Source organism: Stenotrophomonas sp. SKA14 (assembly GCF_000158575.1).
Classification (GTDB): Bacteria; Pseudomonadota; Gammaproteobacteria; order Xanthomonadales; family Xanthomonadaceae; genus Stenotrophomonas; species Stenotrophomonas forensis.
In genome coordinates, this window is the sequence record NZ_DS999412.1 from 1,252,385 (window position 1) to 1,272,231 (window position 19,847).

The 19,847-nt window shown below is 67.6% G+C and carries 17 protein-coding genes; 9 read left to right on the plus strand and 8 right to left on the minus strand.

The genetic code is table 11. The features are described 5' to 3' along the window. Positions 1-117: 117 nt before the first annotated feature. The 4 genes from SSKA14_RS05790 to SSKA14_RS05805 all read left to right on the plus strand — a co-directional run bounded on the left by SSKA14_RS05790 (position 118) and on the right by SSKA14_RS05805 (position 3,344). On the plus strand, positions 118-315 hold the full coding sequence (locus SSKA14_RS05790; RefSeq protein ID WP_005410967.1) for a zinc-finger domain-containing protein: 198 nt from the start codon (positions 118-120) through the stop codon (positions 313-315). A gap of 15 nt (positions 316-330) precedes the next feature. After that, positions 331-1,446 carry a glycosyltransferase gene (locus SSKA14_RS05795; RefSeq protein WP_008266910.1) on the plus strand — a complete coding sequence of 372 codons (1,116 nt, stop codon included), beginning with the start codon at positions 331-333 and terminating at the stop codon, positions 1,444-1,446. After that, positions 1,427-2,758, plus strand: coding sequence for an O-antigen ligase family protein (locus SSKA14_RS05800; protein WP_040007117.1), 1,332 nt, complete (start codon positions 1,427-1,429; stop codon positions 2,756-2,758). Before SSKA14_RS05795 ends, SSKA14_RS05800 begins: the two co-directional genes overlap by 20 nt. A gap of 136 nt (positions 2,759-2,894) precedes the next feature. Beyond that, positions 2,895-3,344 (plus strand): transposase, encoded by a 450-nt coding sequence (locus SSKA14_RS05805; RefSeq protein ID WP_040007119.1) that lies wholly within the window; start codon positions 2,895-2,897, stop codon positions 3,342-3,344. 42 nt (positions 3,345-3,386) lie between these two features. On the opposite strand, the gene SSKA14_RS05810 is transcribed toward SSKA14_RS05805, so the two are convergent. Then, a complete protein-coding gene (locus SSKA14_RS05810; protein ID WP_008264987.1) occupies positions 3,387-4,304 on the minus strand; it encodes an LpxL/LpxP family Kdo(2)-lipid IV(A) lauroyl/palmitoleoyl acyltransferase in 918 nt (305 codons plus the stop codon). A gap of 60 nt (positions 4,305-4,364) precedes the next feature. On the opposite strand from SSKA14_RS05810, the gene waaA reads away from it, so the two are divergent. Together waaA and SSKA14_RS05820 are read left to right on the plus strand one after the other, a co-directional pair. Further along, positions 4,365-5,663, plus strand: a complete 1,299-nt coding sequence (gene waaA / locus SSKA14_RS05815) for a lipid IV(A) 3-deoxy-D-manno-octulosonic acid transferase (RefSeq protein ID WP_008266660.1) — start codon at positions 4,365-4,367, stop codon at positions 5,661-5,663. Between the two features lie 241 nt (positions 5,664-5,904). Continuing rightward, positions 5,905-7,131, plus strand: a complete 1,227-nt coding sequence (locus SSKA14_RS05820) for a hypothetical protein (RefSeq protein WP_008266482.1) — start codon at positions 5,905-5,907, stop codon at positions 7,129-7,131. A 98-nt stretch (positions 7,132-7,229) separates the two neighbouring features. On the opposite strand, the gene SSKA14_RS05825 is transcribed toward SSKA14_RS05820, so the two are convergent. The 3 genes from SSKA14_RS05825 to SSKA14_RS05835 all read right to left on the minus strand — a co-directional run bounded on the left by SSKA14_RS05825 (position 7,230) and on the right by SSKA14_RS05835 (position 10,069). Beyond that, positions 7,230-8,588 carry a TolC family outer membrane protein gene (locus SSKA14_RS05825; RefSeq protein WP_008266809.1) on the minus strand — a complete coding sequence of 453 codons (1,359 nt, stop codon included), beginning with the start codon at positions 8,586-8,588 and terminating at the stop codon, positions 7,230-7,232. 16 nt (positions 8,589-8,604) lie between these two features. After that, entirely contained in the window at positions 8,605-9,252 is a 648-nt protein-coding gene (locus SSKA14_RS05830) for a protein-L-isoaspartate O-methyltransferase (RefSeq protein WP_006468193.1), read from the minus strand. 136 nt (positions 9,253-9,388) lie between these two features. After that, the gene (locus SSKA14_RS05835) at positions 9,389-10,069 is read right to left on the minus strand and encodes a TetR/AcrR family transcriptional regulator (RefSeq protein WP_008264859.1); all 681 of its coding nucleotides are present in this window, start codon (positions 10,067-10,069) and stop codon (positions 9,389-9,391) included. Between the two features lie 125 nt (positions 10,070-10,194). On the opposite strand from SSKA14_RS05835, the gene SSKA14_RS05840 reads away from it, so the two are divergent. Next, a complete protein-coding gene (locus SSKA14_RS05840) occupies positions 10,195-11,322 on the plus strand; it encodes an efflux RND transporter periplasmic adaptor subunit (RefSeq protein WP_040007124.1) in 1,128 nt (375 codons plus the stop codon). 4 nt (positions 11,323-11,326) lie between these two features. Further along, positions 11,327-14,488: an efflux RND transporter permease subunit gene (locus SSKA14_RS05845; RefSeq protein ID WP_008266241.1), complete on the plus strand. Its 3,162-nt coding sequence runs from the start codon at positions 11,327-11,329 to the stop codon at positions 14,486-14,488. A 237-nt stretch (positions 14,489-14,725) separates the two neighbouring features. Here SSKA14_RS05845 and SSKA14_RS05850 read toward each other — a convergent pair whose 3' ends face one another. Further along, on the minus strand, positions 14,726-15,631 hold the full coding sequence (locus tag SSKA14_RS05850; RefSeq protein WP_008268571.1) for a LysR family transcriptional regulator: 906 nt from the start codon (positions 15,629-15,631) through the stop codon (positions 14,726-14,728). 117 nt (positions 15,632-15,748) lie between these two features. Between SSKA14_RS05850 and SSKA14_RS05855 the strand changes: the two genes are divergently transcribed. Further along, positions 15,749-16,522, plus strand: coding sequence for an SDR family oxidoreductase (locus SSKA14_RS05855; protein WP_008265828.1), 774 nt, complete (start codon positions 15,749-15,751; stop codon positions 16,520-16,522). 245 nt (positions 16,523-16,767) lie between these two features. On the opposite strand, the gene leuB is transcribed toward SSKA14_RS05855, so the two are convergent. Genes leuB through leuC form a run of 3 tightly spaced genes read right to left on the minus strand, consistent with a single transcriptional unit; the run spans position 16,768 to position 19,815 of the window. Continuing rightward, the gene (leuB, locus tag SSKA14_RS05860; protein WP_008265533.1) at positions 16,768-17,829 is read right to left on the minus strand and encodes a 3-isopropylmalate dehydrogenase; all 1,062 of its coding nucleotides are present in this window, start codon (positions 17,827-17,829) and stop codon (positions 16,768-16,770) included. Next, the gene (gene leuD, locus SSKA14_RS05865) at positions 17,819-18,397 is read right to left on the minus strand and encodes a 3-isopropylmalate dehydratase small subunit (RefSeq protein ID WP_008265904.1); all 579 of its coding nucleotides are present in this window, start codon (positions 18,395-18,397) and stop codon (positions 17,819-17,821) included. Before leuD ends, leuB begins: the two co-directional genes overlap by 11 nt. Further along, complete coding sequence (gene leuC, locus SSKA14_RS05870; protein WP_008268278.1) at positions 18,397-19,815, minus strand: 3-isopropylmalate dehydratase large subunit; 1,419 nt, start codon at positions 19,813-19,815, stop codon at positions 18,397-18,399. Before leuC ends, leuD begins: the two co-directional genes overlap by 1 nt. Positions 19,816-19,847: the final 32 nt, after the last annotated feature.

Here is a 19,847-nt window from a genome sequence, read left to right on the forward strand (position 1 = left end):
CGCTGGATCGATTGAAGAAATCGCCCTGCCGATCCGGCCTGCAGGGCGGCGGCGTAATGTCGAGGCGGCCCGGATGCTAGAATCACAGCCCTCGCAACCCGTTCATCGACATCCGCCATGAGCCATACCGCCACCGCGCCCGCCAACGCCGAGAAGCGCTACACCGTGCACCGCAGCGACCTGCCGCTGAGCTGCCCGACCCCGGAAATGGCGCTGTGGAACTCGCATCCGCGCGTGTACCTGCCGATCGAAGACGAACCCAACGGCGAAGCGCAGTGCCCGTACTGCGGGTCCGTGTTCGTGCTGGCCGACTAAGCGGCCGCCCCTTCGATGCGCCGATTGACCGTGGTGCAGTTGCTGCCGGCGCTGCACTCCGGCGGTGTCGAGCGCTCGACCCTGGAAATTGCTGCGGCCCTGGTTGCCGCCGGCCATCGAGCGCTGGTGGTGTCCGCGGGCGGCCGCCTGGTGCAGCCGCTGCTGGACAGCGGTGCCGAGCACCTCACCCTGGACATTGGCCGCAAGTCGCTGCTGACCCTGCGGCACCTGCCGACCCTGCGCCGGCTGTTTGCCGAGGTTGGCGCGGACATCGTGCATGCCCGTTCGCGGCTGCCGGCCTGGCTGGGCCTGTACGCGATCCGCGCCATGCCCGCCGCACAGCGTCCGCACTGGGTCACCACCGTGCACGGGCTGAACTCACCCAGCCGCTACAGCGCAGTGATGACCAGCGGTGAGCGCGTGATCTGTGTATCCAACACGGTACGCGACTACGTGCAACGCCACTACCCGACGGTGCCGGAAGAAAAACTGCAGGTCATTCCCCGCGGTGTCGATGTCGCCCAGTTCCCGCGCGTCGCGCGCGCCGACCGTCGGCCGCGGCTGGCACTGGCCGCCGATTATCCGTGGCTGGGGCAGGTGGACGGCCCGCTGATGCTGCTGCCGGGGCGGGGCACCCGCCTGAAGGGCCACGCCCATGCATTGCAGCTGCTGGCCGACGTGCGCGCGGCCGGTGTGCCGGCCCAGCTGTGGATGCTGGGCACCGATGAACCGGGCCGCGAAGCCTATGTAGCGGATCTGCGCAGGCAGGCGGCGGCGCTGGGCGTGGCCGACGCCGTGCAGATCAGCACGCCGACCGCGCGCATCGCCCAGGCCTACGCGGCCAGCGACCTGGTGCTGCAGTTGTCGGACAAGCCCGAAGCGTTCGGCCGTACCGTGGTCGAAGCGCTGTCGGTCGGCCGCCCGGTACTGGGTTGGGACCATGGCGGTGTGGGTGAACTGCTACGGCAGTTGCAGCCCAGTGGTGCGGTTCCGCTCGGCGATGCGCGCGCACTGAGTGAACGTGCGCTGGCCCTGCTGGCGCAGCCGCCGTCCCTGCCGGCGCGCATCCCGTTTACCCTGCAGGCCATGCAGCGTGACACCCTCCGCCTCTATGCCGACCTTGCCGGCTGACGCCACCGTTGCTCTGCGCGACGACCGCGCCGGGCGCTGGGCACCCTGGTGGGTGCTGGCGTACGTGGCGATGTGGCCGCTGCCGGGCATCGCCGAAACCGTGCTGGGACTGGGTGCGGTCTATGCTGCCGCGCGCATGGTCACGCGCCGGCTGCAGCGCCGCCCGCACCTGTTGAGCACGGCGGCCTGGGCGCTGACCTCGATCCTGTTCCTTGGTTACTGGCTGCCACAGGCGTTCTCGGCCATCGATGCCATCGACCCGTCGGCGTCGTGGACCAAGGCCGCTGCCGGGCTGCGCTACCTGCCCTTCATGTGGCTGGTGGCAATCGCCGTGGCCACGCCGGAACGGCGGCGGCTGACCTTCGGTGGCCTGGCACTGATCACCGGCGCGTGGACGCTGGATGCACTGGTACAGGCCGTCGCCGGTACCAGCCCATGGTTCTGGTCGCTGGAACACCTGAAACTGGCGGTAAGTGGCCGCGCGTTGTGCCCCGCGGACGAAGCCGCGCTGGCTGACCGGCTCAGTGGTGCGCTCGGGCCGTGCAATCTGAAATTCGGCCAGGTGCTGGCCAGCCTGTCACCGTTCCTGTTGCTGCCGGTTGCACGGCGCTTCGGCAATGCGGGCTGGTTGCTGGCGGCCGCCGCGCTTGGCTGCGTGCTGTTGCTGGCAGGGGCGCGTGCCGCGTGGATCACCTTCGTGCTGGTGCTGGCCTACAGCGGCGTGCGTCAGTTCGGCTGGAAGCGTCTGGCGCTGCTGGCGCTGATCGCGGTGCTGGCAGCGGGCGCGTTGACCGCCAGCGTGCCGCAGCTGCGCGAACGCTTCGCGCGGACCGCGATTGCCTGGGAAGGGAGCGACGGCAGTGTCGACCAGGCACTGTCCGGTCGTACGCGGATCTGGCAGGCCGCCGTGTGCATGATTGAAGAACATCCGATCAATGGTGTCGGCGCACGCGGCTTCCGCGATGCCTATCCGGCCTGCGTCGCCGATGAAGGTCCGGCGGTCTGGGGCAATGCCCCTGCGCTGCATGCCCATCAGATCGTGCTGGAAATCCTGGCTGAAACCGGGGGGCTCGGTCTGCTGCTGTGGTTGGCGGCGGTGGCCCAGGCCTGGCGCGCATGGCGCTATGCGCCGGCCAGCGCGCGTGAGCGTGCGCGCCCGGCGATGCTGGCGCTGGCGGTGACGGTGTTTCCGCTGAACACCCACCTGGCGTTCTATTCCGCGTTCTGGGGCGGCCTGACGGTGATGCTGGCCGCGCTGTTCGCCGGCAGCCTGCTGGCGCGCGAGGCAGGGGATTCCCCGCCGGTGAAGTGACCGCGCTTCCGGGTATGGCGTGAATCAGCCAGGGCGCCGATCAGTAGATCCACGCCATGCGTGGATGGGCTTTCCCGACCCAGACATGGCCGGACCTCCAATACCGCTGTCCCGGCACGCCGCGCAAGCTGGACGCATGGCCAGCTCCAGACTCCGCTACGGTCGCTGTTCCCGATCCGGCAACGTGTACTCATTGACCACGGCAACCCTCGGCCGTGAACCGTTGTTCGCCGATGGCGAGAACGTAGCGATCCTGATCGACACTCTGCGCTTCGTAGAGCGCAGGGGCCTCAGCCACAGCCTCACCTGGGTGGTCATGCCGGATCACCTGCACTGGCTGATGGAGCTGCGCAGGGGGACCCTGGCTGATTGCATGGCCCTGCTCAAATCACGCAGCAGCCGCCTGTTGAACCAGCATCTGGGCCGACGCGGCACGCTGTGGCAGCACGGCTACCACGATCACGCCGTACGCAGCGATGAATCCCTTCATGAGAAGGCGATGTACATCCTGGCCAATCCGGTCCGCGCGGGCCTGGCCAGCGCGTTGGGTGAGTACGCGCACGCATGGTGCCGTTGGCCGTTGTAGGTGCCGGTACCCGAATGTGGAGCATCCACGCATGGCGTGGATCTACTTGTAAAAATCGCTCCGGCCGCCCGGCTGGCGCTTGAAACGGCGGTGGATCCACAGGTACTGGTCGGGGGCCTCGCGCACCATGGCTTCGATGGCCTGGTTGACCCGCGTGGTATCGGCTTCCACGTCTTCGCTGGGGAAGTTCTCCAGCGGTGCGCCGATCTTCAGGAAGTACTTCCCGCCTTCGCGGCGGTGGAAGTACGGGATCACCGCGCAGCCGGTCATCCGCGCCAGCTGGTGGGTGGCGGTGATGGTCGAAGCGGTGTGGCCGAAGAACGGCACGAATACGGTGTCCTTGCCGCGCATGTCCTGGTCCGGCGCGTACCAGAGGAAGCCGCCCTTCTTCAGGTGCCGCACAGTGGCGCGGATGTCTTCGTTGGCATACATCGCCTTGGCGTAGCGCAGGCGGCCGAACTTCACCGCCCACTCGTACACCGGGTTCTTGTGCTTTCGGTACATGCCCGACAGGTCGACGTAGTCGCACAGCAGGCGGCCACACATCTCCAGGGTCATGAAGTGGCCGGAGACCAGCAGCACGCCGCGGCCTTCGGCCTGCATCCGCTGCAGATGTTCCAGGCCCTCGATCTGCACCTGCGGGCGGATGCGGTCGATGCTGCCCCACCAGGCACGGATGCACTCAAACACGCCCACGCCCAGCGCGTCGAAACTGTCGCGCACCAGGCGCTGGCGCCAGGCCTCGTCCTTTTCCGGGAAGCACAGCTGCAGGTTGACCTCGGCGGCGCGGCGGCGGCTGCCGAGCAGGCGCCAGCTGATCCAGCCGACGCCCCGGCCCAGCGCGCGCTGCAGCATCCACGGCAGGCGGGCAATGGCGAAGGCGCCGAACATGACGGCGAACATCGGCCAGTTGCGGGGATCGCGCAGCGACGGGCGGACGGCAGTGGAGGCATCGGACATTGCCCCATTCTACCAATCCGGCCGCGTGTCTTTCCCAGGGGGCTCCCGTATCCTTGCCCCATGCGTAAAGACCCTGTCGAATGGATCCTGCGCGGCCTGTATTCAGCCGTGCTGTACCTGCTGCTGCCGATCACCGTGTACCACCTGGTCTGGCGCGGTTTCCGGGTCCGTGAGTACTTCCGGCGCTGGGACGAGCGCTACGCCTCCTACCCACAGCCGACCGGCCAGCCGCGGGTCTGGCTGCATGCGGTGTCGGTGGGCGAGGTCAATGCCGCCGCGCCGCTGGTGAACGCCCTGCGCCAGCAACGCCCGGATATCCGCTGGGTCATCACCACCATCACCCCGACCGGGTCTGAACGTGTGCGCGCGCTGTGGGGCGACGCGCTGGACCACGTCTACCTGCCGTACGACGTGCCGGGCAGCGTCAATCGCTTCCTCGGCCACTTCCGGCCCAGCCTGGCGTTGATCCTGGAGACCGAGCTGTGGCCGAACATGCTGTTCGGCTGCCGCGATCGCCGCATCCCGGTTTACATCCTCAATGCCCGCCTGTCGGCCCGCTCGCTGCGTGGCTACCGGTTGCTGGCAGCGCTGATCCGTCGCGCCCTGCGCACGGTCACCTGCGTCGCCGCCCAGTCGCAGGATGATGCCGAGCGTTTCGTGCAGCTGGGCGCGACCCCCGGGCAGGTGCAGGCGCTGGGCAACCTGAAGTTCGACATCGCCACGCCGGACGTGCAGGACTTCGTCGCGCAGTTCCATGCGCAGGTACCCGCTGGACGCCCGGTGTGGATCGCCGCCAGCACCCATGACGGTGAGGAGCAGGCGGTGATCGACCTGCACCGTCGCCTGCGCCAGCAGCATCCCGATCTGCTGCTGCTGTGGGCGCCGCGGCATCCCGAGCGCTTCCCGAAGGTGGAGGCCTTGGCGCGCGAGCAGGGCTGGAATGTGGCGACCCGGCGTGCGAAGCAGTGGCCGGATGCCGGCACCGATGTGTTCGTCATCGACACCCTGGGCGAGCTGATGCCGTTCTATGCCTGTGCGCAGGTGGCGTTCGTGGGCGGCAGCCTGCAATCGATCGGTGGCCACAATCTGCTGGAACCGGCGGCGATGGGTACCGCCGCGGTGACCGGTCCGCACCTGCACAACTTCTCGGAGATCTCACGACGCATGCGTGAGGCCGGCGCCTTGCTGATCGGCGAGGACGTGCAGGCAGTTGGCGATCTGCTGCAGCACCTGCTTGAAGACGCAGGCGCACGCGAGGACATGGCGCGCGCCGGGTGCACCCTGGTCAGCAACGGTCGCGGCGCGTTGCAGCGTACGCTGGCATTGGTGGCGCCCCACCTGCCTCCTCCGCGCAGCTGAGGGTGTGGCGGGGCCTCCCTCGGCAATGATTCGATCCCTGTGTTGCGGATCGAATGACGTGATCGACTGCATCAATTCTGCTTAGCGGCCAGATTCCTGTCGTTGCAGGACCGGGGGGCGGTCTACCTGCGTGCCAGCGGTCACATTGCGGCGTGCACGCCACGGATTCTGATACCGCCCTTCGCCGCAGGGTGCCAGCCTGCTGTCGAACGCGCTTGGGCGGGCATCAAGGAACCTTGCGATGGATAGCGACAGTGGCCAGGGCGGCGTGCGCGATGCAGGGCCGGGCACGGATCATCTTGCGGTGGTGGCCCTGACCCTGATGCTGGGTGGCAGCGTGATCGCGCTGGTGGGGCAGCACACTGCCGCCCAGGCAGGCCCCGCCATAGTGTTGAGCCTGTTGCTGGCTGCGCTGGGCACAGGACCGCTGCTGTACTGCCTGCACATCCTGGGCCAGCAGCTGCCGGCGGCCGACGGCCTGCATGGTCTGCTGCAGGCCCGCTGGGGCAGCGCCCCGGCCGGCCTGCTCGGCGGCGCGTTGCTGGTGGAGCTGATGGCGACCAGCGCCGGCGTGGCGCAATCCTTGGCCAGTCATGTGCATGCACTGCTGGCCAGCGTTGGCATCGAGGCCGGCAACGCGATGCCGGTCGCGCTGACGGCCACCCTCGGCCTGCTTCTGCTGGGCGTGACCGTGTTGTTGTCACCGAGGCGCGCGGCACTGGTGGCCTGTGCGCTGTTGACGGTGAAACTGGGCACCGGCCTGCTGTTGCTGGCGCTGGCAGCCCGCCACGTGCATTACGCGCTCTGGATTCCGTGGTTGCCGGAAGCCACGGCGCCCTATCGCTTCGGGCCAGGCGGGGTATTGGCGGCCAGCGTGCCGCTGTTTGGCGTGTTTGCCTGCGCCGGTCTGGTGCTGGGATTTCCGGGCATGCGCGGCCAGGCGCGCGCGCGACAGACGCTGCTGCTTGCGGGCGTGCTGCTGCTGGCGATGCTGCTGCTGATCGTGCTGGCTGCGTTGCAGGCCGGCCTGGTCGAGTTCCCGGCATTGGCCGGTACGCGACCGCTGTCGATGGCGTTGCAGCAGCATCCGCAGTTGCAGTGGATGATGCCGCTGCTGCCGCTGGCGGGGGCGGCGGGGTTGGCGGCGTTGCTGCTGGTGCTGCTGCGGGTGGCGGCGCGGCTGGCGGCGCAGCTGTGGACTGCAGTGCGCGATGCAACACCCGGATTTACCACACCGATGATGCGGGTCGTCGTGGTGCTGTCGGCGGCGCTGTTGGCGCTGGCGATGCCGATGGGCACCTTGCCGGTGCTGCCCGGCCCGGCAACCCTGCTGGTGATGGCGGCGCTGTGCCTGGCTGTCCTGCGCACGCAGGTTCCGCTGCCACGCGCCATGCCGGTGCTGGCCCCCCTGGCTGCCGCGCTGTGCCTGCTGGCCGCAGCGGAGCGGATGCATGCCTGGCCCGGCTGACGGCAGGGAGGCGCCCAATGCGGGGAAGTTTCTGTCTGCCCCGCCCACAAAAAAGCCACCCTCGCGGGTGGCTTCTTCGTTGCCGGAAGGGCGATGGCTCAGTGCGTGGTCGTTGCCGGGTTGCCGGCGTCCTGGGTCAGCAGGCGGTTGACGTCCTGCAGCTCGGCCACGTCCAGCGCACCCAGCGACTGGCTCAGGAGCAGGCGGTTCTGCAGGAAGGTGTAGCGGGCGTTGGCGTAATCCAGCTGCGCCGAGAACAGGATGCGCTGGTTCTGGATCACGTCCAGCACGGTACGGGTACCGACTTCCAGGCCAACCTGCGAAGCGTCGTACGCGCTCTGCGCCGAGACCACCGCCAGGCGGCGCGCTTCCACTTCGCTGATGCCCTGCACCAGAGTCTGGTAGGCATTGCGGGTGTTGCGGTCCAGGGCACGCTTCTGCTGCTCGTAGCCGTCCTGGGCGATGTCGCGCTGGGCCAGCGCCTGGCGCACGCCGGACTGGGTGGCACCGCCGGAGAAGATCGGCACGCTCAGGGTCAGGCCGATGCTGTTGGTGCGTGCATCCGGCGACAGCGAGCCGGCACCGGTGCTGTCACCCCAGGTCGCGCTCTTGCCCCAGCTGCCGCCCAGCGACAGCGTCGGGTAATGGCCACCACGGGCGGCCTGCACGCTGGCTTCGGCGGCACTGACCTTCAGCTCCTGCGCCTTCAGCGCCGGATTCTGGTTGGTCGCCTGGTGCACCAGTTCGTCGATGTTGCCGCGGTTGGCCGGCACTTCCGGGCGGAAGTCCGCCGGCAGGCCACGCAGGTTGACCACCGGCTGGCCGGTCAGTTCGGTCAGGGCCTGATAGTTATCGGCCAGGGTGTTCTGCGCAACGATGGTGTTGGCGCGCGCCTGGTCGTACTGGGCGCGTGCTTCGTGCACGTCGGTGATCGGCGCCAGGCCCACTTCCAGGCGCTTGTCGGCGAAGTCGAACTGCTTCTTCGCGGCCGCTTCATTGGTCTGTGCGGCGTTCAGCGATTCGATCGCCACCAGCACGTTGAAGTAGGCCGCCGAGGTGCGCACGATCAGGCTGTCGTTGGCCGAATCGAGGGTAAAGTCCGCCGCCTTGCTCAGCTCGCGCTGCGAACGCAGGTTGTTGATCTGGGTCCAGTTGAACAGCGTCTGGCTGCCGTCGATCGTGTAGTTGCGGCGCTTGCTGGTGATCGTGCCGGAGTTGGCGTCATGGTCCGCCTCGCTGCGCGTGCGGTTCAGCGTGGCCTGGCCGTTGATCTGCGGCAGCAGGGCGGCGCGCGCCTGCACGGCGCCTTCCTTGTCGACCAGCCGGGTCGATTCGGCGGCGGACAGCTGCGGATCGCCGTTGCGCGCCATCTCGTAGACCTGCAGCAGGTCGGCGGCATGGGCGGACAACGGCAGCAGGGCAGTGGCCAGCGCAACAGCGAGGGATCGGCGGATCATTGCGGCTTCCTTGGACTCAGAGGTGGAACTGGGGTGCCGGGGCGGCACCGCGCAGGTAATCGATATCGGTTTCGAACAGCGATTCGGTGCTGCCGTCGGCCTTGACCAGCAGGGCCTCCATCGCCGGCGAGCGGCCCTGGATCACGAACAGGCGGCCACCCGGACGCAGCCACGAGGCGAACTGTGACGGCACCACGTCGACCGCACCAGTGACACAGATCACGTCAAAGCGGCGTTCGGTCTGCCAGGACAGGGCGTCGGCCACTTCGACACGGACATTGGTGCCCAGGCCGGACGCGTCCAGGCGGGCACGCGCGGCGGCGGCCAGTTCCGGGTCGATCTCCAGGCTCAGCACGTCGCGCGCCAGCGCGCCGATGCAGGCGGCCAGGAAGCCGCTGCCGGTGCCGATTTCCAGCACTTCGTCACCCGGCTGCAGGTCCAGTGCCTGCAGGGTACGGCCCTCGATGACCGGCTTCATCATCTTCTGGCCATGGCCGATCGGCAGTTCGACGTCGGCGTAGGCCAGCGCCCGGTGCGCGTCGGCGACAAAGGCCTCGCGCGGCAGGCGGGCGAGGACGTCGAGCACCTTGATGTCCAGCACGTCCCAGGGACGGATCTGCTGTTCCACCATCAGTTCGCGGGCGTGGGCGTAATCAATCGTCATGAGGTTCAAATCCAGCGCAGTGGGCCGGCCATTTTACCGGTGCCGGAGGCCGGCGGCGCGCCCAGAGCATCAGCTGCCGGGTGGCCGGGGTCGCAGTGCCGGAAGTCATCGCGACCTCCGGTTCGTTCAGTTTTGGTTATCCGGCCGTCCCGGCCCCTCGTGGCGCATAGGCGCGCAGGAAGAAGTCGATGCTGGCGGTCACGTGGGTGAGAGGGTCGCACTCCACCGGTGACAGTGGCATGCCGCACATCATATGCATGTGCACTTCGCCCTTCACCAGGGTCAGGAACTGCTGGCCGGCGAGGTAGTAATCGGCAATCTCCAGCTCGCCGCGTTCGCCGCGCGCGCGCAGGAAGTCGGCCAGGGCCGCGCAGGTACGTTCCGGGCCGGCCTGCCAGAACAGCTCGCGCAGGCGTTCATCGGTTTCCGGGGCCATCATCATGCGCTGGATGGAGATTGCCGCATCGGAGGTGATCAGCTCGAAGAAGGCCAGGCCGATGCCGATCAGCTGGTCGCGCAGCGGGCCGTCCGCGTCGGCCACGAACAGGGCGTCGGGCAGCATTTCAATGCATTTGGACTGCACGGCCTCGGAGAACAAGGTCTCCTTGTCGCCGAAATGGCTGTACACGGTCAGCTTCGAGACGCCGGCCTGAGCAGCGATGGCGTCCATGCTCACGCCGGTATAGCCCTGTTCGATGAACAGTGCCTTGGCTGCTTCAAGGATCGCCGCGCGCTTGCCGAGATCCTTGGGGCGCCCGGGTCCGGCGGCCTTGGCAGCAGGCTTGGCCGACGGCTTGCGGGAAGTGGGAGAACTCATCGCAACAATACTAGACCAAGCGGTTCGATATTTATACTATACCGACCGGTTTATTAAATTTATTAAATTGGGCCGGTAGTCGCGGCTCCCCCTTGTTGGACCCTGCGTTTTCAGGACGTTGACCGATGAAGATCGTGCGCTGGATGGGCGGTATGGTGTGGGTGGCTGCGCTGGCAGCCTGTTCGGGACAGGAACAGGCGCCGCAGGCGGCCGTGCCGGTGCTGGTGGTGCATCCCGGTGAGCAGGCCGGGCAGGCACCGGCGGCGTTCCCGGGCACGGTGCGTGCCCGCCAGGAAAGCCCGCTGTCGTTCCGCGTAGGCGGCAATCTGGTCAAGCGTCATGTCGATGCCGGCCAGCGGGTGAAGAAGGGCGACGTGCTGGCCGAGCTGGACGTGGCCGACTTCGCGCTGCAGGCCCGCGCTTCGCAGGCCCAGCTGGCCGCGGCCGAGGCCGACCTGGTGCGCGCCCGCGACGACCTCAAGCGCTATCAGGTGCTGGCCGACCAGCAGCTGGTCAGCCGCTCGCAGCTGGACCAGCAGTCTGCCGCGTTCAAGGCGGCGCAGGGCCAGGCCAATGCGGCGCGTGCCAACCTCGATGTGCTGCGCAACCAGGCCGATTACGCGCAGCTGCGTGCACCGGCCGACGGCGTGATCGCCAGCCGCGAGGCCGAAGCCGGGCAGGTGGTGTCTGCCGGCCAGACCATTTTCAACCTGGCCGCCGACGGTGGCCGCGAAGTGTTGATCGACCTGCCTGAAGCCACCATCCGCGATTACGCGGTCGGCCAGCCGGTGGAGGTGGAGTTGTGGAACCGCCCGGGCCAGCGCCTGCCGGGCACGATCCGCGAGATTGCCGCCGCCGCCGATCCGCAGGCACGCACCTATGCGACCCGGGTCAGCCTGGCGGCCGATGCACTGGCCGATGTGGAGCTGGGCCAGAGCGCACGTGTCTACAGCAGCGCCGGCCGCCACGGCACCCTGCAGCTGCCGCTGGGCGCGCTGCAGCGCGGTGCCAACGGTGCCGCCAGCGTGTGGGTGGTCGATCCGGCCAACAGCACGCTGAAGGCTGCGACGGTCACCACCGGTGCCTACGGCAGCGAGACGGTGCCGGTGCTCACGGGCGTCGGCGCAGGCGACTGGGTGGTCGCCGCCGGTGGCCATCTGCTGCGTGCCGGCCAGCCGGTGATCGCCGTGGACCGGCAGAACCGCCCGGTGTTGAAGCCGGCCGCGCCGGCCGCCGCCAAGGCGAAGGAGTAAGCCGGTGCGCCGCTTCAATCTTTCCGAGTGGGCGCTGGCCAACCGTCCACTGGTGCTGTTTGCGATGCTCGCCTTCGCGCTGATCGGCGCGTGGTCGTACAAGCATCTGGGCCAGTCCGAGGATCCGCCGTTCACCTTCAAGGCGATGGTGGTGCGCACGCTGTGGCCGGGCGCCACCGCCGAGCAGGTCTCGCGGCAGGTGACCGAGCCGATCGAGAAGGCGCTGATGAATACCGGCGAGTACGAGTTCATCCGCTCGTACTCGCGCCCGGGCGAATCGCAGGTGATCTTCATGGCCCGCGACAGCCTGCGTTCCAGGCAGATTCCGGACCTGTGGTACCAGGCGCGCAAGCGCGTGGGCGACATCCGCGCGACGCTGCCGCGCGAGATCGTCGGCCCGTTCTTCAACGACGAGTTCGGCGACACCTACGGCAACATCTACGCGCTGACCGGCAAGGGCTTCGACTACGCCGTGATGCGCGACTACGCCGACCGCATCCAGCTGGAACTGCAGCGCGTGCCGGACGTCGGCAAGATCGACCTGGTCGGCCTGCAGGACGAGAAGGTGTGGATCGAACTGTCCAACACCCGCCTCGCCACGCTGGGCGTGTCGATGCAGCAGGTGCAGCAGGCGCTGGCCGACCAGAACGCGATCACCGGTACCAGCTTCTTCGAGACCGCCACCGATCGCGTGCAGCTGCGCGTGACCGGCCAGTTCAACGATATCGAGGCGATCCGCCAGTTCCCGATCCGGGCCGGCGACCGTACCGTGCACCTGGGTGACATCGCCGAGGTGAAGCGCGGCTTTGCCGACCCGGCGTCGCCGAAGATGCGCTTCATGGGCGAAGAAGCGATCGGCCTGGCGGTGGCAATGAAGGACGGCGGTGACATCCTCAAGCTCGGCGCCAACCTCGATGCCGAGTTCGAGCGCCTGCAGAAGACCCTGCCGGCCGGCATGCAGCTGCGCAAGGTGTCCGACCAGCCGCAGTCGGTGGAAGAGTCGGTGGGCGAGTTCGTGCAGGTGCTGACCGAGGCGGTGGTGATCGTGCTGCTGGTCAGCTTCTTCTCGCTGGGCCTGCGCACCGGCCTGGTGGTGGGCGTGACCATTCCGCTGGTGCTGGCGATGACCTTCTTCGTCATGCACTACTTCGACATCGGCCTGCACAAGATCTCGCTGGGCGCGCTGGTGCTGGCGCTGGGCCTGCTGGTGGATGATGCGATCATCGCGGTGGAGATGATGGCCACCAAGATGGAACAGGGCTACGACCGCCTGCGCGCGGCCAGCTTTGCCTGGGAGTCAACCGCGTTCCCGATGCTGACCGGTACCCTGATCACCGCGGCCGGCTTCCTGCCGATCGCCACGGCGGCATCGAGCACCGGTGAGTACACCCGCTCGCTGTTCCAGGTGGTGACCATCGCGCTGGTGGTGTCGTGGATCGCAGCCGTGCTGTTCATCCCGTACCTGGGCGACAAGATGCTGCCGGACCTGTTCAATCCGCAGCCGCCGAAGCCGGGCAGCCTGTCCGCGCGCTGGCATGCCAGGCGCCAGCAGTGGGCCGATCGCTATCCGGCGCTGGCCAACCTGATCGCACCGCCGCAGCACGGGCACGATCATGACCCGTACCAGCGCCCGTTCTACCGCAGCTTCCGTCGCTTCCTCGACGCCTGCCTGCGCCGTCGCTGGTGGGTGATCGCGGCGACCATCGCCCTGTTCGTGTTCTCGCTGATGATGTTCCGCTTCGTGCCGCAGCAGTTCTTCCCCGATTCGACCCGGCCGGAGCTGATGGTGGACATCGAGCTGGCCGAGGGCGCGTCGCTGCGCTCGACCCAGGCCCAGGCCGAGAAGCTGGAAAAGCTGCTGTCCAGCCGCGACGGCATCGCCAACTACGTGTCCTATGTCGGTACCGGTTCGCCGCGCTTCTACCTGCCGCTGGACCAGCAGCTGCCGGCGACCAACTTCGCCCAGTTCGTGGTGCTGGCCAAGGACATCAAGTCGCGCGAAAGCACCCGCGACTGGCTGCTGCACGAGGTGATCCCGAAGTTCCCGGATGTGCAGATGCGCGTGACCCGGCTGGAGAACGGCCCGCCGGTCGGCTACCCGGTACAGATGCGCATTTCCGGCGAGCACATCGAGAGGGTGCAGGCGATCGCGCGCCAGGTCGAGGCCAAGGTGCGTGAGAACCCGCATGTGATGAACGTCAACCTGGACTGGAGTGAGCCGAGCAAGGTGGTGCGGCTGGTGATCGACCAGGAGCGTGCCCGCGCGCTGGGCGTGAGCAGTGCCCAGGTCAGCCAGTTCCTGTCCAGTTCGCTGGCCGGGCAATCGGTGAGCGTGTACCGCGAAGGCAACCGCCAGATCGAGATGCTGCTGCGCGGCCCGGCCGATGAGCGCAACCAGCTGGAACTGCTGTCGAGCCTGTCGATGCCCACCGCCAACGGCGGCAGCATCACCCTGTCGCAGGTGGCGACGATGGAGTACGGCTTCGAGGACGGCATCATCTGGCATCGCAACCGACTGCCGACGGTGACCGTGCGCGCCGACATCAGCGATGGCATGCAGCCGCTGGACGTGGTGCACCAGATCCTGCCGACGCTGGACGGCATCCGTGCCGAACTGCCCAGCGGCTACCTGCTGGAAACCGGCGGCACGGTGGAGGATTCGGCCCGCGGCCAGAACTCGATCAAGGCCGGCATGCCGCTGTTCCTGGTGGTGGTGGCGACGCTGCTGATGCTGCAGCTGCGCAGCTTCTCGCGCGCAGCGATGGTGCTGGTGACCGCGCCGCTGGGCATCATCGGTGCGACCCTGTTCCTGCTGCTGTTCCGTGCGCCGTTCGGCTTCGTGGCATTGCTGGGAACGATCGCGCTGGCCGGCATGATCATGCGCAACTCGGTGATCCTGATCGACCAGATCCAGCAGGACATCGACGCCGGGCATGACCGCTGGCATTCGATCATCGATGCCACGGTGCGCCGCTTCCGTCCGATCGTGTTGACCGCGCTGGCTGCCGTGCTGGCGATGATTCCGCTGTCGCGCAGCGCGTTCTATGGCTCGATGGCGATCTCGATCATGGGTGGTCTGATCGTGGGTACGGTGCTGACCCTGGTGTTCCTGCCGGCGCTGTACGCGGCCTGGTTCCGGGTAAAGGCGGACGAATCCGGGGCGTGATGCCCCGGGTTTTCCCGGCCTCGGCCTCTGGCAGGTGCCAACTTTGGTTGGCACTGATGCATGCATCCACGCATGGCGTGGATCTACCGCAGCGGGTATTTGCCCGGGTAGGTGCCAACCTTGGTTGGCACTGATGCATGCATCCACGCATGGCGTGGATCTACTGCAGCGGGTGTTTGCCCGGGTAGGTGCCAACCTTGGTTGGCACTGATGCATGCATCCACGCATGGCGTGGATCTACCGCAATTGCAGGCCTGCTCGCAGTACCGGCAACAACCACTCGATGAACACCTGCGTGCGCTGTGCGCGGTGCTGCCGGTGCGGCTGCAGCAGGGTCACCGGCAGTGGCTGCGCGACGTGCTGCGGCAGCACTTCCACCAACGCGCCTGATTGCAGTTCGGCCTGCACGTCGTAGCGCGGAATCTGCAGCAGCCCGAGCCCAGCCACGCAGCAGGCAATCGACGCCTCGGCGCTGTTCACCCGCACCCAGCCTGGCATCGGTAGCATGCGCAGCTGGCTGCCGTCCTGCCACTCCCACGCTTCCACCCGCGCCGTGGTCGGCGAAGCGTAATTCACCGCGCGGTGCTGCTGCAGGTCGGCAGGATGCTGCGGTGCGCCGTGCTCGCGCAGATAGGCCGGTGCGGCAACGTTGACGAAATCGAGCTGGCCCAGGGTGCGGGCCACCAGGCTGGAGTCGCTCAGCTGGCCGACGCGGAGTACGGCATCGCAGCCATCTTCGATCAGGTTCACCGCACGGTCGGTCATGCCCAGGTCCAGCTCCACCTGCGGGTAGCGTGCGAAGAAGTCGGGCAGGGCCGGGGCAAGGATGCGGCGGCCGATGCGGCTGGGCACGTCGATCTTCAGCAGTCCCACCGGCTGCGCGTCGTCCTGGCGGAACAATGACTCGGCGTCCTCGACCTCGGCAATCAGGCGCAGGCAACGGGCATGGAACACGTCACCATCGTGGGTGGTGGAGACCCTGCGGGTCGAGCGCTGCAGCAGACGGGTGCCAAGCCGCTGTTCCAGCTCTGCAATGGCCGCCGATACCGTGGATCGGGGCAGGCCGAGCTGGTCGGCGGCGCGCGTGAAGCTGGCGCACTCCACGACCCGGGTGAAGATGCGGAAGCGATCGATCCGGTCCATTGTTCGCTGGCTCTGGAAAGTTAAGTCAATGTGGCGGGCTTTATCCGCGTTTTCTGCACGATATCGTCGTCAGGGCAGGGTTGCCACCCCGGGCAGCCCCCTCCCGAGACCAACGCCATGACCGACCATTCCCTCAAGGGCAAGACCGTGCTGATTGCCGGTGGCGCCAAGAACCTGGGCGGCCTGCTGGCCCGCGACTTTGCCGCGCAAGGGGCCAGGGCCATCGTCATCCATTACAACAGCGCCGCTACCCAGGCCGATGCAGAAGCCACCGTTGCCGCCGTGCAGGCCGCTGGCAGCAAGGCCGTCGCGCTGCAGGGAGACCTGACCTCGGCCGCAGCGATGGAGCGCTTGTTCGCCGATGCGGTGGCGGCGGTGGGCCGTCCCGACATTGCGATCAACACGGTCGGCAAGGTGCTGAAAAAGCCGCTGCTGGAGATCAGCGAAGCGGAGTACGACGAGATGAGCGCGGTCAATGCCAAGGCTGCTTTCTTCTTCCTGAAGGAGGCCGGTCGCCACGTCAATGATGGCGGCCGCATCTGCACTTTGGTCACGTCGCTGCTGGGTGCGTTCACGCCGTTCTATTCCAGCTATGCCGGGACCAAGGCGCCGGTGGAACACTTCACTCGCGCGGCGTCGAAGGAGTTCGGCGAACGCGGTATCTCGGTGACCGCGATCGGCCCGGGTCCGATGGATACGCCGTTCTTCTACCCGGCCGAGAGTGCCGATGCGCAGGCGTCCCACAAGACCGCAGCGGCGCTTTCGGCGTTCACCCGCACCGGTCTGACCGACATCGCCGACATCGTGCCGTGGATTCGCTTCCTGGTCACCGATGGCTGGTGGATGACCGGGCAGACCATCCTGGTCAATGGTGGGTACACCACCAAGTAAGGAAGCCACGCATGGCGTGGCGCTACCCCTGTGGTGGGTGCCAACCTTGGTTGGCATGGATGGTTGCATCCACGCATGGCGTGGATCTACCGTTGTGGTGGGTGCCAACCTTGGCTGGCACGGATGGTTGCATCCACGCATGGCGTGGATCTACTCGCGGGGTTCGAACCATCCACGCATGGCATGGATCTACAGTAGAGCCACCCCATGGGTGGCTGCGCGCAAAGTCCGAAGGAAAGGCCGGATCAGTTGAGTTTGGCGAGCACCGCGTCGGTGGCCGCTGCGGTGCTCACCGCCTGGCCCTTCGCCGCCAGGTCAGCAGTGAACACACCCTCGTCCAGCACGGCGTGCACGGCGGCTTCCACCGCTGCGGCCTCGGCTTCGAGGCCCAGCGAATGGCGCAGCAGCATCGCCGCGCTGAAGATCGTCGCGTACGGGTTGGCAATGCCCTTGCCGGCGATGTCCGGCGCCGAGCCGTGGATCGGTTCGTAGATGCCGACCGCACCCGGTTCGCCCAGCGACGCCGAAGGCAGCAGGCCCAGCGAGCCGGCCAGCATCGAGGCTTCATCGGTGAGGATGTCGCCGAACATGTTCTCGGTGACGATCACGTCGTACTCGCGCGGCTTGGCCAACAGGTGCATGGCCATCGAATCAACCAGCTGGTGCTCGAGCGCCACGTCCGGGAATTCTTCCCGGCCGATGCGTGCGGACACGTCACGCCACAGGCGCGAGGTTTCCAGCACGTTGGCCTTGTCCACCGAGGTGACCTTGCCGCGGCGCTGCTGGGCCAGGCGGAAGGCACTGCGCAGCACGCGCTCGATCTCGGCCACGGTGTAGCGGCACAGGTCGCTGGCGCTGTCGGCGTCGCGGGTCTTGTCGCCGAAGTAGATGCCGCCGGTCAGTTCGCGCACCACCACGAAGTCCACGCCCTGCAGCAGCTCGGCCTTGATCGGAGAGGCGTGCAGCGCGGCCTCGTGGGTGCGTACCGGGCGCAGGTTGGCATACAGGCCCAGCGCCTTGCGGATCGCCAGCAGGCCCTGTTCCGGGCGCACCTTGGCATTCGGGTCGGACCACTTCGGGCCGCCGACGGCGCCCAGCAGCACCGCGTTGGCAGCCTGGCAGGCGGCCAGGGTGGCGGCCGGCAGCGGCTCGCCGTGACGATCGATGGCGATGCCACCGATGTCGTGTTCGCTGAAAGCAAAGGTGTGGTTGAAGCGTTCGGCGACCGCCTTCAGGACGGCAACTGCCGCGGCGGCCACTTCCGGGCCGATGCCATCACCGGGCAGGACAACAATTTCAGCGTGCATGCTCACTCTCGTAACGTTCGATTTCAGGGACACGGCCCAACAGATACCCCAACTGGTCGACACCTTCCAGCAGGCAGGTCTGCGAGAAGCCATCCAGCGGGAAGGAATAGACGCGGCCGTCCGGAGTGCGCAGTTCGCGCGTGGCCACGTCGATGGTCAGTTCATCGTCCGGACGCTGCATCAGCGCCTGCACGTCGGCCTCGTCCAGCACGATCGGCAGCAGGCCGTTCTTCAGCGAGTTGCCACGGAAGATGTCGGCGATCTCGCTGCTGACGATGGCGCGCAGGCCGAGGTCGGTCAGCGCCCAGGGTGCGTGCTCGCGCGAGGAACCGCAGCCGAAGTTGCGGCCCGCCAGCAGGATGCTGCGGCCGGCGTTGTGTGGCTGGTTGAAGGCGAAGTCGGCCACCGGTGAACCATCGGCCTGCCAGCGCCAGTCATTGAACGCATTGCGGCCCAGCCCGGCACGTTCGGTGGTGGACAGGAACCGCGCCGGAATGATCTGGTCGGTGTCGATGTTGGTCTGGCGCAGCAACACGCTGGCCGAGCTCAGGGTGCGGAAACCGGCCATCACGCCACCTCCTGTGCGAACAATTCGCGGGTATCGGCCACCTGGCCCTTCACCGCGGCCCATGCCGCGCTCATCGGCGAGGCCAGCAGGGTGCGCGAACCGGGGCCCTGGCGGCCCTCGAAGTTGCGGTTGCTGGTGCTCACCGCCAGCTGGCCGGGGGCGACCAGGTCACCGTTCATGGCGATGCACATCGAGCAGCCCGGCTCGCGCCACTCGGCACCGGCCGCGCGCACGATCTCATGGATGCCTTCGGCCTCGGCCTCGCGCTTGACGATCTCAGAGCCTGGCACCACCAGCATGCGCACGCCGTCGGCAACGCGGCGTCCGCGCAGCACCTGCGCCACTTCGCGCATGTCACTCAGGCGACCATTGGTGCACGAACCAACGAACACCACGTCCACCGGAGTACCCGCCAGCGCCTTGCCCGCTTGGAAGTGCATGTAGTCCAGGCCCTTCTGGGCGGCCGCATCGTTGGCGGCCGGAATCGGCGCATCCACCGCGATGGCGGTGCCCGGGTGAGTACCCCAGGTCAGGGTCGGTCGGATCTCGGCGGCGTCGATGTGCACTTCGCTGTCGAAGCGTGCGCCGTCATCGCTGCGCAGCTGCTGCCAGCGCGCCACGGCGGCGTCGAAATCGGCGCCCTTGGGGCCGCGCGGGGTGCCCGCGACGAAGTCGAAGGTGACCTGGTCCGGCGCCACCATGCCGGCACGGGCGCCGGCCTCGATCGACATGTTGCACAGGGTCATGCGCTGTTCCATGTCCATTGCCTCGATGGTGCTGCCGCGGAACTCGATCACGTGGCCGGTACCGCCGTTGACGCCGATCACGCCGATGATGTGCAGGACCACGTCCTTGGCGCCGACGCCGGGTGCCAGCGGGCCATCCACGGTGATCGCAAAGGTCTTGGCCTTGCGCTGCAGCAGGCACTGCGTGGCCAGCACATGACCGACTTCGCTGGTGCCGATGCCGAACGCTAGCGAGCCGAACGCACCGTGGGTGGAGGTGTGGCTGTCACCGCAGACGATGGTCATGCCGGGCTGGGTGAAGCCCTGTTCCGGGGCGATCACGTGAACGATGCCGCGATTGTCCGAGGCCATGTCGAACAGCTCGATGCCGTGCTCGGCGCAGTTGCGTGCCAGCGTGGCGACCTGCGCCTCGGAGGCGGCGCTGGCATAGGGCAGCGTGCCGTCGGCGGCGGCCGGCAGAGTCGGCGTGGAATGGTCCATCGTCGCCTTGGTGCGGTCCGGACGGCGGGGAGACAGGCCGCGCTCGCGCAGCTCGGTGAACGCCTGCGGTGATGTCACCTCGTGGATCAGGTGCAGGTCGATGTACAGCACGGCGGGCGCGCTGTCGGATTCGGGAACCACCACGTGGGCGTCCCACAGTTTGTCGTACAGGGTGCGGGGTGCGGAAGTCATGCGTGTGCCTGGCAGAAGTACGAAGGTGCGGA